The 16,138-nt window shown below is 70.8% G+C and carries 6 protein-coding genes; 1 reads left to right on the forward strand and 5 read right to left on the reverse strand.

Annotated elements, in window-relative coordinates; translation table 11 throughout:
* A partial coding sequence (locus tag HG543_RS28000) for a phosphoribosyltransferase (RefSeq protein ID WP_169347941.1) occupies positions 1–674 on the reverse strand: 674 nt, incomplete at its 3' end.
* A gap of 152 nt (positions 675–826) precedes the next feature.
* Positions 827–3,166 carry a phosphoenolpyruvate synthase gene (gene ppsA, locus HG543_RS28005; protein WP_169347942.1) on the reverse strand — a complete coding sequence of 780 codons (2,340 nt, stop codon included), beginning with the start codon at positions 3,164–3,166 and terminating at the stop codon, positions 827–829.
* Positions 3,167–3,820: 654 nt separating this feature from the next.
* On the opposite strand from ppsA, the gene HG543_RS28010 reads away from it, so the two are divergent.
* The gene (locus HG543_RS28010) at positions 3,821–5,059 is read left to right on the forward strand and encodes a Mur ligase family protein (protein ID WP_169347943.1); all 1,239 of its coding nucleotides are present in this window, start codon (positions 3,821–3,823) and stop codon (positions 5,057–5,059) included.
* Between the two features lie 72 nt (positions 5,060–5,131).
* Here the strand turns inward: HG543_RS28010 and HG543_RS28015 are convergent, their stop codons facing one another.
* From HG543_RS28015 to HG543_RS28025, 3 genes are all read right to left on the reverse strand, one after another.
* The gene (locus tag HG543_RS28015; RefSeq protein ID WP_169347944.1) at positions 5,132–9,886 is read right to left on the reverse strand and encodes a non-ribosomal peptide synthetase; all 4,755 of its coding nucleotides are present in this window, start codon (positions 9,884–9,886) and stop codon (positions 5,132–5,134) included.
* Positions 9,887–9,971: 85 nt separating this feature from the next.
* Positions 9,972–14,594, reverse strand: a complete 4,623-nt coding sequence (locus tag HG543_RS28020) for a type I polyketide synthase (RefSeq protein ID WP_169347945.1) — start codon at positions 14,592–14,594, stop codon at positions 9,972–9,974.
* A gap of 31 nt (positions 14,595–14,625) precedes the next feature.
* Complete coding sequence (locus HG543_RS28025) at positions 14,626–15,951, reverse strand: glycosyltransferase (RefSeq protein ID WP_169347946.1); 1,326 nt, start codon at positions 15,949–15,951, stop codon at positions 14,626–14,628.
* Positions 15,952–16,138 lie beyond the last annotated feature (187 nt).

Genomic DNA, 16,138 nt, shown 5'->3' on the forward strand with positions numbered 1-16,138 from the left:
CCGGTGGACGGGGAGGGCTGGCTCGGGCCGAGGATGATCCGGGCCTGGGCCAGCAGCTCCACCACCTCCTCGTCGGGCACCTGGCGGAAGTCGACGTACCACTGGCCAATCGCGTGCAGCGAGCGCGCGGGGGAGACGCACACCACGTCATCCACCTGCGACTCCAGCTCGGTGAGCGTCTCGGCCGCCGCCACGGGGACGGCGAGGACGATGCGTCCGGGCCGTCGCGCGCGCAGCGCCCGGATGGCCGCCCGGATGGTGCCGCCCGTCGCGATGCCGTCATCGACGAGGATGACGCGCTTGCCTTCGAGCCAGGGCGGCTCTGCGCCCTGGCGGAAGCGGGCCACGCGAGCGTCCACCTCGCCGGCCTTCCGGCGGACGATCTCCCGCAGGTCATCCTCCGTGACGCCCATCTCGTCCATCAGCTCGCGGTTGAGGAAGGCGACGCCGCCCTCCGCCACCGCGCCCAGTCCCAGCTCCTCGTAGCCCGGCGCCCCCACCTTGCGCACCACCCAGACGTCCAGCGGAGCGCCCAGCGCCAGCGCCACCTCATAGGCCACGGGAACGCCGCCCCGGGGCAGCCCCAGAACGACGGTTTCCTCGCCCGTGTAGCCACGCTCGAGCAACTGCAGCGCGAGCCGTCGGCCCGCATCGACACGGTCCTCGAAGTACATGGTGTGCTCCCCCCGAAGAGAAGGAGAAGCACGGACGGGGCGCCTGTCCACGGGAGCCGTGCGAGCCCTCGTCCGGTGGGCGGCCTCAGCAACAGCGGCCCGAGTGTGAGCATCACCCCGCCGTCCAGCAGCCGCTCGGAGTTCATCGGCTCTCACCGTGCCCGGGCGGCCTCCAACATCAGCCGCCGCTCCGCCGCCGCGATGACCCTGCGCGTGGCCTCCGTGGCCCCCGGGTCCACCGAGATGGAGGTGATGCCCGCGCGCACCAGGTGCTCGGCGAACTCGGGGCGGTTGGACGGCGCCTGACCGCAGAGGGACGAGGTGATGCCGGCCTCGCGGCTGGCGCGGATGATGCGGACGATGGCGTCCAGCACCGCCGCGTCCGACTCGTCGAACAGCTCCGCGCACAGCTCCGAATCCCGGTCCACCCCTAGCATCAGCTGCGTCAGGTCATTGGAGCCAATGGACACACCGGTGATGCCCAGGCGCGCGTACTCGGGGATGCGGTAGACGACGGAGGGCACTTCCGCCATCACCCAGCGCTCCAGCCCTCGCTGGCGGCCCAACGGGCTCGTGTCGAGCGCCTCCAGGCAGGCCTCCAGCTCCCACTTCGTGCGCACGAAGGGAATCATCACGTGCAGGTTGGGCGTCTGCTCGCGCACGCGGGCGAGTACCTCCAGCTCGAGCTGGAATACCTCCGGCTCGCGGAGGTACCGGTAGCAGCCGCGGAAGCCAATCATCGGGTTGGCCTCGGTGGCCTCGAAGTCGGCGCCGCCCTCCAGGCCGCGGAACTCGTTCGTCCGGAAGTCCGTCGTGCGGTACACCACCGGGCGGCCGCGGAAGGCGCGCGTTATCTCGAGCAGCGACGCGGACATCCGCTCGACGAACTCGCGGCTCCGGCCAGTGGCGATGAGCTTGCGCGGGTGCACGCCGCCCAGGGCCTCGGTGAGCATGAACTCCGCGCGCAAGAGGCCCACGCCATCCACCGCGAGCGCCGCGGCCTCGCGGGCCTGGCCTGGCAGGGCGAGGTTGACGTAGAGCCGCGTGGCGAGCACCTCGGGCTCGGCGGCCGCCTGTGGCGCGGCGCCCGCTTCCTTCGCGGCTCCTGACGCGGCCACCGGAGGCGTCTCCACCTGGGCACGGCCCTCCAGAATCACGCCGGCGGAGCCATCCACCGTGACTTCCTCGCCGTCGCGCAGGACCCGGGTGGCGGTGCGCGTGCCCACCACGCAGGGCTTGCGCAGCTCGCGGCTGACGATGGCCGCGTGGCACGTCATGCCGCCGCTGTCGGTGACGATGGCCGCCGCGCGCCGCATGGTGGGCACCCAGTCCGGAGACGTCATCGGCGCCACGAGGATTTCTCCGGCCTGGAGCTGCTGGCCCTCCTCGGGCTTGCGCAGCACGTGCACGCGGCCTGTCGCGGCGCCCGGCGAGGCGCCCAGCCCGGACACCAGCGCCCTGGCCGATGGCCGGGCGGGGGCCTTCTTCTCGGAACCGAGCGTCGTCACCGGGCGCGACTGGACGAGGTAGATCTTGCCGCCTTCCTCGGCCCACTCGATGTCCTGGGGCGCGCCGTAGTGCCGCTCCACACGCTGGCCGAGGCGCGCCAATTCCAGCACCTCCACGTCGCTGAGCACGCGCTGGTGGGCCTGCTCGGGGGAGAGCTCCTCGCGCCGCTCGCGGCCCACGCCGTCGCGCACGAGGCGGAAGGCCTTCTGTCCCACGCGCACCTCCAGCAGGCGCGGGCCCTGCTTGGCCACGACGTAGGTGTCCGGCTCCACCTGGCCGCCCACCACCACCTCGCCCAGGCCGAAGGCGCCCTCGATGATGATGCGGCCGGTATCTCCACTGGAGGGGTCCGCGGTGAACATGACGCCCGAGCGCGCCGAGTCCACCATGGCCTGCACCACCACGGCGATGGCGGGCTCCTCGGTGAGGCCCTGCGCCTTGCGGTAGGCCACCACGCGCTGCCCATAGGCCGAGGCCCAGCACGCCCGCAGCTTGTCGAGCAGCGCCTCCTCGCCCACCACGTTGGTGAACGTCTCGTGCATGCCCGCGAAGGAGGTGGACGCGGTGTCCTCGGAGGTGGCCGACGAGCGCACGGCCACGGCGCGGCCCTCGCCCAGCTGGCGGTAGGCGGCGAGCAGGGCGGTGCGCAGCCGCTCGGGGATGGGCGCCTGGCGGACCGTGTCGCGCAGGGCCTCGGTGACGTCGGCGAGCGACTTCGTGTCATCCGGGTCCACGCGCCGCCACAAGTCGCGCAGCCGGGGACGTACGGGCTCCATGGCCTCGTGGAAGGCGGCGGCGGTGACGACGAAGCCCGGGGGCACGGGCAGGCCGGCGCGAGTCAGCTCGCCCAGATTGGCGCCCTTGCCTCCCGCCAGGGGGACGTCCTCTCGTGAGAGGGCATCGAACCAGAGGAGTGGCTCCGCGGCGGCTTCTCCGGGCGCGCGGGCCCTCGGCTGCTGCTCGGTTTCGGGAGAAAGGTCCATGCTTCCAGCTCCCGGGACAGCGGGTGGAGAGGAGCGGGCCCATGGCCAGCCGGACGCCGGTGGGCACCCACCGGTGCGTCTGTCCTGGCACGCCCCGAGGAAGATGGGACCTGCGTGCCGTCAGGACACGCCAGCCCTGGCGGGAGGCCGGGGGCACAGCGGCCCCGTCCGTCCCCGAGACTTCCCAGCGTGGCACCCCGTCTGGAGATTCCAGGCGAGAGGCCAGGGAGGGGACCGATGGCACAGCGCGTACTCATTGGCTACCGGAGCAGCGAAGGGCAGACGGAAAAGGTGGCGGGCTAGATGGTGCGCTTCGTCCAGCGCCACCGGGAGGTGCTGGCGCACAAGGTCGCGAAGGTCGCGAAAGGTGCTCCGCGTCGAACGCGGCCCCCCGTTTTCGACGGCCGACCGCATCGAACTCGAGCTGCTTCGGGGTACACTCTGGTTTCACCGCGTAGCTCCTACCGGTCGAGGAAAGCCTTGAGAACTCTCCACCTATCGGTCGGTCGTTACGCGGTGCTCCCTCTACCCGTGATCGACCCGGGCTAGAAGAGTTTAAAGGACCTGCGCACGAACCATGAAGGCATACAGATGATGTCTATCTTTGGGAGCTGTGCATCACGCATCGTTGGCTGGGCCTTGAAGATTCAGCTTGTGCGCTACATCAAGAAAAATCCACAGGTGACGATCGTGGGAGTCACCGGGAGCGTGGGAAAGACGACCACGAAGCTTGCTATCGCGAAAGTCCTGGAGCAGCGATTCAAGGTGCAGGCCCATCCAGGGAACTACAACAACGAGATTGGCGTTCCTCTGGCCATCTTCGATTTGGAATCACCCGGCGATATCCGTAACCTGAGGGGCTGGATGGGTGTTGTGCGTGAGATGAATCGCCGTCTCAGGAAACCGCTTCCGTATGACGTGATCGTCCAGGAACTGGGGGCGGGCCGCAGAGGCGATATACGGTATTTCTCATTTCTCAGGCCCAGGATTGGCGTGGTCACCGCCGCCAAGCCCGCGCACCTCCAGGGCTTTGGGAGCATCGAGGCCATTGTAGACGAGAAGTTTTCGTTGGCTGAGCTCAGCCAGATAGCGCTGGTGAACGCCGAGGAAGAAAGGTTCGCCCACAAGCTGACCACGATGGATGCGAGCAAGCTGCACACCTATGGCACCTCAAAAGGTGATTATCGCTACAGCATCCGAAGCTATTCAGCGGCAGACGGTCTTGAAGGGACCCTTGTCCTGAGAAAAGAGAAGGCGGACGTGTCCGTTCGCCTGGTGGGAAGACATATGGCTGAAGCAGTCGCCGCGGCCGCCGCCGTTGGCGAGTTGCTGGGCATGACGCCAGACGAGATCAAGGCTGGCGTCGAGCGAATCCAGCCAGTCTCTGGCCGCCTGAGTCCGCTGGAAGGCCGGAATGGCAGCTTGATTCTCGACGATTCGTACAATGCGAGCCCGGAAGCCATGATTGCGTCTCTCAACACCCTGTACGAGCTGTCCGGACGGAAGATCGCCATCCTGGGAGGGATGAATGAAATGGGCTCGGACGGGGCGAAATACTACAGGGACGTCGGTGGCCACTGCGCACGGCTCGATCTGTTGGTGACGGTCGCGGAACTGGCCAGGCAGTACGTGGGACCCGCGAAGGAAGCAGGCCTTGGCGACGACAAAATCAGATGTTTCGACACTCCGTATCAGGCTGGCGAGTTCGTCGCTGGGCTCCTGAAGAGTGGAGACAGGGTGCTCGTCAAGGGCTCTCAGGGAGGAATCTTCTGCGAGGAGGCCACCGCGAAGTTGCTGGCGAACCCGGAGGACACGGCTCGCCTGGTCCGTCAGTCTCCATACTGGAAGAACCTCAAGGCCAACGCCTTCAACAACAAGCGGCAAGGCACGTAGGTTGGACATCGCCTCCGCTCCGGGCTTGACCGGGCTCCTGTGCCGAGTGGAACCCCGGACGCGAAGGCAGGGTCAGGATGCTTCGGCGGAAGCGGGTTCCGGGCGGTCCGGCCCCCCTGAGAGCAGCGCGGAGAGTCGCTGGTCTGGAGCCGCGCATCCAGCCTCCAGGAGTCTCTGGAAGTCCTCGACGATGCGTTCCACCGTTCGCGCTTCGTAGAGGTCGCCGTTGGCTTGGGCCATCAGCGAGACCTGCTGGTTCTCCGATTCGGAGACGAAGAAGAACATGTTCACCAACAGGCTTCCCCCCTGGGGAATGGACACCCGGTCGAACTGAAGCCCATCGACCGAGGGCCGGGTGTCCCCGGGCTGCTGGAAGTTCTGCATGTTCAGGCCGGGGAAGGTGCGCGCGCTCTTGCTGTCCGGATTCATCCCAATCATGTCCAGCACCCGCTGATAGGGCAGGGCGGAGTGGGCGAGTGCGCCGAGCACCGCGTCGCGCACGCGCGCGAGGAGTTCCTGGAAGGTAGGATCCCCTTCCAGGTTGGTGCGGATCAGGACGACGTTGGTGAAACACCCGATGAGGTTCTCGATCTCAAGGCGGTCGCGGCTCCCGATGTTGCTGAACACGGTGACATCCCGAGCGCCGCTGCGCAGCGCGAGCAGGGCCTGGTAGGCGGCCATCGCCATCATGTAGAGCGTGACGCCCTCGCGGTGGCAGACCGCCTTGATGGCGGCGGATAGAGCCACCGGGAAGGTGACGGTATTTATCAGCGTGTTGTACGTCCGAGTGGCCGGGCGAGGCTTGTCCAAGGGGAAGTCGACCATGGTGACTCCATCGGCCAGGTGCCGGCGCCAATAAGACTCGAGCGACTCGAGGTGCTCGCCCCGCATCTGCTCGTGCTGCCACCACGCGAAGTCCGAGTATTGGATGCGCAATTCGGGCAGCTGCGGTTCCTCGCCCCGGACGTAGGCCCTGTAGGCCAGGGTGACCTCCTGGAAAAGGATGGCCTCGGACCAGCCGTCCCAGGCGATGTGGTGCGTCGTTACCAGGAGCATCTGCTCCTCCGGGCCCAGCTTGTAGAGCCACGCCCGGAACATGGGCGGGGCCATGAGGTCGAACGGCATGTGCGCGTCCTGATACACGCGGTGGCGCACCACTTCCTCGCACTGCTCCCGAGGCAGCCCGACGAAGTCCAGCTGCTCCAGCCGGACCGGAGCCAGCGGGGACACCTGGAAGGCAAACCCGTCATCACTCCGGGCGTAATGGGTTCTCAGGATTTCATGGCGCTCGACGAGCGTGTTCAGGGCCCGCTCGAGCGCCTCGACGTCGAGTCGCCCCTTGATGTGGACGCACAGCGGGATGTTGCCGGCGCTCTTCGGTCGGCTCGGGTTCGAAACCGCGTAGCTGAGCCATCGTCTCTGCGCGATGGAGACTGGGCCCGTGGCGCGACCGACCGCGGTGGGATGCTGCGGGATGGACCGTGCGGGCGCCTCCTCCCGGGTGTCCACGCTGCGCGAAGCGCCAGCCAGGGCGCCTTCGCCGAGCTGCTCCAGGACCCGAGCGAGCGCCTCGACGTTGCGGTGCTCGAAGAGGGTGCGCAGGGGCAGGTCGACGCCGAAGGTGGCGCGGATGCGCGACATGACCTGGACGGCGAGCAGCGAGTGTCCACCCAGCTCAAAGAAGCTGTTGGCTACGCCTACGCGCTCCACGCCCAGCACCTCCCTCCAGAGCGCTGCCAGCCGTTGCTCGACGGGCGTGCGCGGGGCCTTGTAACTGGCAGCCGTGGCGCCGGAGGCGGACGCATCCGGGGCAGGCAGGGCCTTGCGGTCCACCTTGCCATTGGGCGTCAGGGGCATGGCGGAGAGCGGCACGAAGGCCGAGGGCACCATGAAGGCGGGCAGGTGCTGTTGCACGTGGCCTCTCAGCGACTCGGTTTCCAGCGTGTGGCCCTCCTTCGGCACCACATAGGCCACCAGCCGCGTGTCGCCCCCGATGTACTGGCGGGCCACCACCACCGCGTCTCGCACCGCCGGGTGCTGGCGCAGCACGGACTCGATTTCGCCCGGCTCGATGCGGAAGCCGCGCACCTTCACCTGCTGGTCCACGCGGCCGAGGAACTCCAGGCTCCCGTCGGACAGGAGGCGCACCCGGTCCCCGGTGCGGTACATGCGCGCGTCCGGGACGGGGCTGAACGGGTCGGCGAGGAATCGCTCGGCGGTGAGCTCCGGACGGTTCAGGTAGCCGCGCGTTACTCCCGCGCCGCCGACGAAGAGCTCGCCCGGCACGCCCGCCGGTACCGGCTGGAGCGACGCGTCGAGCAGGTACACCGCGGTGTTGGGAATGGGGCGGCCGATGGGGACGAGCGGACGCGCGTCGTCGGCGGAGCAGCGATGCATCGTGCACCACACGCTGGCCTCGGTGGGGCCGTACTCGTTGTAGAGGGCGGCTGGTAGCAGTGCGTGGTGCTGCCGCACCAGCTCCCGGGGGCAGGCCTCGCCGGCGACGATGGCCACCTTCAGCGACTCCAGCGCGCGGGACTCGGCGTGCTCGGCGAGCAGGAACTGGTACAGCCCGGGTGAGCACAGCAAGTGCGTGGCCCGCTCCCGCGCCACCGTCCGCGCGACGTGCCGGGGCTCCTGCTGTGCTCCCTCCACGGGGAGCACCAGCGTGCCGCCCTGCGAGAGCGCCCAGAAGATGCCGGCCACGGAGCTGTCGAACGCGAACGACGACAGCATGAGGTAGCGCTCCATCGGCTCGGGATAGGCGGCGACGCGAGCGAACGTGGAGTGCGCGAGGTTGGCGTGGGTGACGGTGACGCCCTTGGGCCTGCCGGTGGAGCCGGAGGTGTAGATGACGTAGGCGAGGTGCTCCGGGCGCACGCCGCTGTCCGGCGCCGCCTCGCGGGGCTGTGACTCGAAGCGCGCCGCCTCGGAGTCCAGGCACAGCACGCGCTCGCCGGGCAGACCCAGTCGCTCCACCAACGGGCGCTGGGTCAGCACCAGCGCGAGGCCCGCATCCTCCAGCATGAAGGCCAGCCGGTCCGCCGGGTAGCCCGGGTCGAGCGGCACGTACGCGCCTCCCGCCTTGAGGATGCCGAGCAGCGCCACCACCAGCTCCGGCGAGCGCTCCGCGCAGACGCCCACCCGCACCTCGGGTCCCACGCCCTGTCCACGCAGGTACCACGCCAGCCGGTTGGCCCGCGCGTCGAGCTCGGCGTACGACAGCCGTTGCTCACCGCAGACCAGCGCCGTGGCGTCGGGCGTGCGCGCCGCCTGGGCGGCGAAGCGCCGGTGCAGGCACTGGCGCCAGTCCTCGGGCGTCGCGACCGCGGGCCCCCGCCCGGTCTCCAGCATGCGGAGGGACTCCTCCGGGGACAGCAGGGAGAGCGCCCGCACCTGGGTGTCCGGCGCGCGGACCGCCTCGCTCAGCAGGGTGAGGTAGTGCCCCACCATGCGCTCGGCGGTGGCGGCGTCGAAGAGGTCGGTGTTGTAGGTGAGGATGCCGCTGAAGCCCCCAGGGGACTCGGCCAGGGCGAGCGTGAGGTCGAACTGGGTCGTCTTGACGTCCGGCCGCAGCACCTCCACGTCGAGCCCCGGCAGCTTCTGCTCCGTGCCCGGGGTGTTCTGCAGGACGAACATCACCTGGAACAGCGGCGAATAGCTCAGGCTGCGCTTGGGGCGCAGCTCCTCGACGAGCCGCTCGAAAGGGACGTCCTGCTGCTCGTATGCGGCCAGGGTGGTGGCCTTCACCTGGGCCAGCAGCTCACGGAAGCTCAGCTCCGGCGACACCTGCGAGCGCAGCACCAGCGTGTTGACGAAGAAGCCGATGAGGCTTTCGAGCTCGGGGCGGGTGCGGCCGGCGATGGGCGAGCCGACACAGACATCCTGCTGGCCGGAGTAGCGCGACAGCAGCAGCTGCCAGGTGGCCAGCAGCACCATGAAGGGCGTGGCGCCGTGCCGCTGGCCCAGCGCGACGGCGGCTTCCGACAGCTTCGCGCCCACTTCCACCCGCACCGCGGCGCCCCGAAACGTCTGGGCGCTGGGTCTCGGCCTGTCGGTGGGAAGCTCCAGCAGGGCAGGCACTTCGGCGAGCTGCCGGCGCCAGTAGTCGAGCTGCGTCTGGAGCGCCGGCCCCCGCAGCCACTCCCGCTGCCAAAGGGAATAGTCGGAGTACTGCACCGCCAGCGGCGGCAGCATCGGCGTGCGCCCGGAGGCGTAGGCCGTGTAGAGCACGGCCATCTCCTGCGCGAGCACGGCCGTGGACCAGCCGTCGGAGATGCTGTGGTGCATCGACAGCAGCAGCACGTGCCGGTCCGTGGCCAGCCGCAGCAGGGTGGTGCGGAACAGCGGCCCTGACTCCAGGTCGAACGGGCGCTGGCCCTCCTCGGTGGCGAGCCGCCGCGCCTCCGCCTCGCGCGGGGCCTCCGGCATCCCGCTCAGGTCGACGACGGTCAGCGGGTGCTCACCGTCGGGCTGGATGTCCTGCAGGGGCAGGCCGTCCTCGCCGGTCCGGAAGCGGGTGCGCAGGGCCTCGTGGCGGTGCACGAGGTCCTTCAAGGCTCGCTCCAGCGCGGACTTCACCAGCGCGCCGTTCAGCCGCACGGCCACCGCGATGTTGTAGGCCGAGGCGCTCCCGCCCTCGATTTGATGCAACAGCCACAGCCGCTGCTGCGCGAAGGACGCCGGCAGGGGCCCTTCACCCGAGCGCTTCCGGAGGGCCGGAGGCGCCGCGGCCTCCTGCTGCTTCTGACGCTGGCGCAAGAGCGCCTCGAACAACTCGCGCTGCTTGGGAGAGAGCTTGCTGAGCTGCTTCGAGATATCGCTCATGGTGGAGACTCAGAAGGGGAAGATTCAATGACGGAGGGCTCGCGCCCGGAGCCTGAAACCCGGGACGCGAGGGGGGACGCGGTGCTCAGTCGCCGCTGGCGCGCGCGAGCTCGGCCTCGAGCTGGTCCTCGGGAACGCTGGCGACCTGCTCGAGCAGCTCCCGGTAGAGGGCGTCCTCCTGCTCGGCCTGGGCCGCGCTGACGGCCTGGGCGAGGCCCGCCACGGTGGACGCCTCGAACAGCTTCGCCAGGGGCAGCTCCACCTTGAAGGCCGACCGCAGCCGCCCGACGACGCGCGTGGCCAGCAGGGAGTGACCGCCCAGGTCGAAGAAGCTCTCGTGGCGGCCCACCTGCTCCACGCCGAGCACCTCCTGCCAGATGGCCGCGAGGGTCTGCTCCACCTCGTTGGCGGGCGGCACATGCGGGCCCTTGCGCGCCGCCCGTGCGGCCGCGGTTCCCGCGCCGGGCCGGCTCACCGGGGCGTCGCGGTGAATCCACACGCCCAGCCGGTACGCCAGGTCTCCCGTGGCGACCACCACCGGTCCGTCCAGGCCCAGGGTGACGAGCCGCCGCACGGCGTCCGCGCCCTCCTCACGTGTCATCGCGTACTGGTCCATGCTGGTGCGGAAGCCGGCGTAGTGCTTCGTCTCCTCGGGCCAGCCATCCCACGAGGCACTCACCCAGCGCGTGCCCCCGTCGGAGACGCGGGCTCGGTGCGCGGCGAACGCATCCAGAAAGAGGTTGGCGGACGCATAGGCCAGGTAGCCGAGGCCGCCCAGCACCGCGGCGTTGGAGGAGAAGAGCAGGACGAAGTCCAGCGTCCGCCCGCGCAGCACCTCCTCCAGCACGTAGGCACCGTGGACCTTGGGGCGGAACTGCGTCTCCGACGCCTGCGTCCCCAGGTCGCCGAGGGCGTTGTAGAGCGAGTCGCCGTGCGTGACACCGGCGCAGTGCAGCACCCCGTGCAGCTCGCCAAAGCGCGCATCCACCTGCGACAGCACCTCGCGCATGCGCCCGGCGTCCGCGACGTCCGCGGCCAGCACGAGCACCTCGGCGCCGTGGGACTCCATGGCCCGCACCCGGTGGAGGAGCCGGCTGGTGCGGTCATCCTCCCGGTGCCCGGCGAGCCAGTCGTCCCACGCGTCGCGCGGCGGCAACGCCGAGCGGCCCAGCAGCACCAGGCGCGCGCGCCGCGTCTCCGCCAGGTGCTCGGCCAGCAACAGGCCCACACCCCCCAGGCCGCCCGTGACGAGGTACACGCCCCGCTCGCGTAGCGGGCGCGTGGGGGCCGCGTCTCCCGTCAGCCGCGTCGGCGTGTAGTCCTGCGTCCAGCGCCGGTCGCCCCTCCACGCCACCATCATGTCGCGAGAGGGCGTGGCCAGCTCCGCCAGCAGCCGCGAGGCCAGCGCGTCCACACCGCCCGAGGTGGGCAGCACCACGTCGATGCAGCGCGCGGTGACGTGCTGCTGCTCCTGCGGCAGCACCTTGCACACGCCCAGCATCGGCGCCTTCTCGGGGAGCGCCTCGGCCACGCCGTCCGGGTCATGCACGTGGTTGGAGAGGACCTCCAGCCGCACCGGCTCGGAGGTGCCGGAGCCCGCCAGCGCCTTGGCCAGGGCCAGCACGCTGTAGTAGCCCCGCGCCTGCACCTCTCGGAAGCGCTCCGGCGACGAGCGGACATCCCCCTGCGGCGTGAGGCTCCACAGATGGACGAAGACCTCCGGCCGTCGCGAGCGCTCGGACAGCGCCCGCATCAGCGCGGCGAGGTCCGCCGGCTGGTCCGGCGCCACCGTGAAGCGCCGCTCGCCGTCCCGTGAGAAGGACGTGCCCGCGGCCACGGTGACGACGTCCTGCGAGGCGTCCTCCAGCAATGCCAGCAGCCGGGTGGCGAGGGGGCCGCCGTCCGTGAAGACGACCCAGCTCCGGGGCTGGGACAGCGTCTCCGGGGTGAGCGCGGGAGGCGGGGTGCGCTTCCACGACGGCAGGTGGAACCAGTCCGCCACGTCCGCCAGCTTGCCCCGGGGCGCCCGCGACGAGGCCTCCGCGGCCGAGCGCTCCCCGGGCGGTACCCAGAAGCGCTCGCGCTCGAACGGGTAGGTGGGCAGCGGCACCCGGCGTCGGGCCGCCCGCGCGTGCACGCCCTCCCAGTCCACGGCCACGCCCGCCAGCCACAGCCGGCCCAGCGCCCCCTGGAGGAACGCCTCCGCGGGCTGCGGGTCCTTCGGGTGGGGCATGGAGGCGACCAGCGGACGGGAGCCGGGGGGCTCGCCCTGAAGCCGGGCCAGCGCGATGAGGGACTGGCCGGGGCCCACCTCCAGCAGCACGCGCGCGGGCTCGGCCAGCAGCACGCGCAGGCCGTCCTGGAAGCGCACGGGTTGGCGCAGGTGGCTCACCCAGTACTCGGGCCGGGTGACCTCCTCGGCGGTGACCGGGCGGCCCGTCATGCTGGACACGTACGGCCGCTCCGGCGGGCGCAGCGTCAGCGTGGCCACCTTCTCGCGGAAGGCTGGCAGCAGCGCGTCCAGCATCCGCGAGTGCGCCGCCGCCTCCACGTGCAGCCGCCGGTGCTCCACGCCCCGCGCCGTCAAGGTGGCCGACAGGGCCTCCACCGCCTCCTTCGGGCCGGACGCCACGCATTGGGTGGGCGCGTTCACCGCCGCCAGGTCCAGGGTGGTGCCCAGCAGCGGGAGCAGCTCGGCTTCCGGCAGGCTGACGCTCAGCATGGCGCCCGGGGCCAGCGTATCCATCAGCCGGCCGCGCAGCGCCACCAACGCCACCGCGTCCTCCAGCGTCAACACCCCGGCGAGGCAGGCCGCCGCGTACTCGCCCAGGCTGTGGCCCACCATCGACTCCGGCTCCACCCCCCAGGCCATCCACAGCCGCGCGAGCGCGTACTCCATGAGGAAGATGGAAGGCAGGGCCACCGCGTTGCGCGCCAGCTCCGGCGCGTCGGTGCCCGGCGCCGCGAGGAGCAGGGGGCGCAGGTCCACGCCGAGGTGCGGCTGGAAGAGCGCGGCCACCCGGTCCACCTCGGCGCGGAAGACGGGCTCGGTGGCGTACAGGCCCGCGCCCATGCCCGCGGACTGGGTGCCGCCGCCGGGGAACAGGAACACCACCGGCCGCGACTTCGACTCCTGGAGCGCGCCGACGACGCGCTCGGGCTCCTCGCCCCGCAGCACGCGCAGGGCTTGCGCCCGGTCCTTCACCACGGCCATGCGGCGGTGCTTGAAGTGCTGCCGGCCCACCTGGAGCGTGTAGGCCACGTCCGCGAGGGGCTGCTCGGGGTGCTGCTCCAGCCACGCCGCCAGCTGCGTGCCGGCCGTGTCCAGCGCGGTGTCCGTCCGGGCCGACAGCGCCAGCAGGTGCCACGGGCGCGCCTCCGCGGAGGGCGCGGGCGCGGGGGCCTCCTCCAGGATGACGTGTGCGTTGGTGCCGCCGATGCCGAACGAGCTCACCCCCGCCCGGCGCGGGAAGGCGCCGGGCTCCCACGGGCGCAGGGTGGTGTTGACGAAGAAGGGACTGGTGGGCAGCTCCAACTGGGGATTGGGCTGCTCGAAGTGCAGCGTGGGCGGCAGCTCGCGGTGCTTCAGGCACAGCACCGCCTTGATGAGACTGGCGATGCCCGCGGCCGCGTCGAGGTGGCCGATGTTCGTCTTCACCGAGCCGAGCGCGCAGAAGCCCACCTCGTCGGTGCTGGCGCGGAAGGCCCGGGTGAGGGCACGGACCTCGATGGGGTCTCCCAGCTGGGTGCCGGTGCCGTGCGCCTCCACGTAGGTGATGCTGCGCGCGTCCACGTCCGCCGCGGACAGCGCGTCTCGGATGACGCGCGCCTGGCCCTGGGGGCTGGGCGCGCCGAAGCTGGCCTTCTGCGAGCCGTCGTTGTTGATGGCCGAGCCGCGGATGATGGCGTGAATGGTGTCACCGTCGGCGAGCGCATCCTCCAGCCGCTTGAGCACCACCATGCCGGCGCCGTTGCCGAACAGGGTGCCCTGCGCCTTCGCGTCGAAGGCCCGGCAGTGCCCGTCCGGCGAGGTGATACCCCCGAACTGGTGCAGGTACCCGGTACGCTGGGGCGTCTGGATGGCCACGCCGCCCGCCAGCGCCATGCGGCACTCGCCCGCCAGCAGCGCCTGCCCGGCCAGGTGGACGGCCACCAGCGCCGTGGAGCAGGCGGTGTGCAGCGAGTACGCCGGCCCGCGCAGGTTGAGCAGGTGCGACACCCGCGTGCTGAGGAAGGCCAGGTCGTTGCCGAGCCCCACCTCGAACGCGCTGCTGCCCTGCGTGGAGGGGTTGGAGAAGAGGTTGAAGACGTACGTGTTGGTGCGCGCGCCCGCATAGACGCCGATGCGCTCGCGGTACCGTTCCGCGTCGTACCCCGCGTCCTCCAGCGCGGACCACGCGCACTCCAGGAACACGCGGTGCTGCGGGTCCATCATCTCGGCTTCACGGGGCGGGATGCCGAAGAAGGACGCGTCGAAGTCCTCCGCGCCTTCGACGATGGCCGCCGCGCGGACATAGCCCGGGTCCTTGCGCGCCGCCGGGTCCTCCAGGATGGAGGGCTCCAGCTCCGGCTCCTTAAGAAAGGTAATGGACTCCACACCGTCCCGCAGGTTCTTCCAGTACGCCTCGACATCCGGAGCGCCGGGGAAGCGGCACGCCATTCCGATGATCGCAAGCTCCAGCCCGTTCCAGTCGTTGTCGCCAGCCATGATGGTGTGAGTGCCCCGTTGATGTCGGAAGTCAGTCGTCCCGCCTGCGAGCGCGCTGCCGCTCCAGCGCCGAGAGCCGGCGAGCCCCCGGCGCGGCGGCGTCGCCCCAGTCGTCCGCTCCGGGCGCGGACTGTCCCGGCCGAGCACCCGGCGAGGGGCGGGCATGGCCGAGCCGCGCGAGCAGCGCTTCGACGTGCTGCCGCGCCACGAGCAGGCCCTGCTCGGTCCGGACGCGCTCGCCCACGGACGCGGCGGCGTCGCGGATGCGCGGGGACGCCAGGGACTCCTGGATGGCCTCGGCCAGGCGCGCGGCGGTGAGCTGCGCGGCGGGAAGGGGCGCCGGAGCGCAGCCCCGGGCATGCGCCAGATCCGCCCAGAGGAACTGGTCATACGCGTGGGGCACCAGCACCTGGGGCACGCCAGCGCGGAACGCCAGCGCGCACGTCCCCGCGCCGCTGTGGTGGACGACGCTCGCCACGCGCGGGAAGAGCCACGCGTACGGCAGCATCCCGTCCACCGCGAGGAAGCCTGGGGGCAGGGGCTTGCGCGCCAGCCCGCTCCCGCCGCGCTGGATGATGGCCCGGCGTCCGGCCCCCTGGGCGGCCTCCACCAGCAGCTCGGTGAAGGCGTCGGGGTCCTCGTGCTTGAGGCTGCCGAAGGTGAAGAACAGCGGCGGCTCCCCGCCGGCCAGGATGTCCCGCAGCTCGGCGGGGGGCTCCCACCCGAGCACGTCCCCGTCCAGGAAGAAGTAGCCCACCATGTGGTGGTGACCCGGCCAGTCGCGCGGCGGCGGGCGCACGTGCTGACTCATGGCGTAGAGGACGAGCTGCGGCGACTCCGCGTCCACCAGCGGGTTGTGGAAGGGCGGCAGCCCCGCGCCCACCCGCACGGGGTTGATGATCCGCCGGACCGCCTCCAGGAAGGCAGGGTGCCCTCCGCCGCTCCCGGAGTGCTCCACGTAGACGGAGACGAAGGGGATGCCCGTCAGGTCATGCACCATGCGCGCCGCGGGCTGCACGCGCCCACTGATGAGCACATCCGCGCCCACACAGGCCGCGCGCAGGTCCTCCAGCATCCGCGGCAGCCCCTGGGCCAACGGGGTGAACAACGTCTGGAGCTGGTCCGCGGCGCCAATGTGCTCCGGGCTCACCAGCAGCGCCTGGGTGATGTCGTCCTGGGCCCCTCGCAGGTCCGCTCCCACCGGGACGAACTCCACGCCATGGCTTCGTGCCAGCGGCGCGAAGGCCGGTGGCAACGCCAGCACGGGTCGGTGCCCATGCCGGCGCAGCTCCACCGCCAGTGCCACGAAGGGAAGGACGTCTCCCATGCTCCCGAAATTCGTCAGTACCGCGTGCATCGACTCACCCAGGAACCCGGTGCGCGAACCCCTCCGCCACGGGGCTGGGAGGTGGCTCGTCAGCCCCCGGTAGGGCGCGAATCACCTGGCGGAGCCTGTTGAAATCAAGGACCCCCCGCTCAACACCCGGCGAGGGAACAATGATAGTTCCCACTCGGAGAAAGCCGGCATCCATGCGAACATACAC

The sequence above is a fragment of the Pyxidicoccus fallax genome (assembly GCF_012933655.1).
In the GTDB taxonomy this organism is placed as follows: Bacteria; Myxococcota; Myxococcia; order Myxococcales; family Myxococcaceae; genus Myxococcus; species Myxococcus fallax.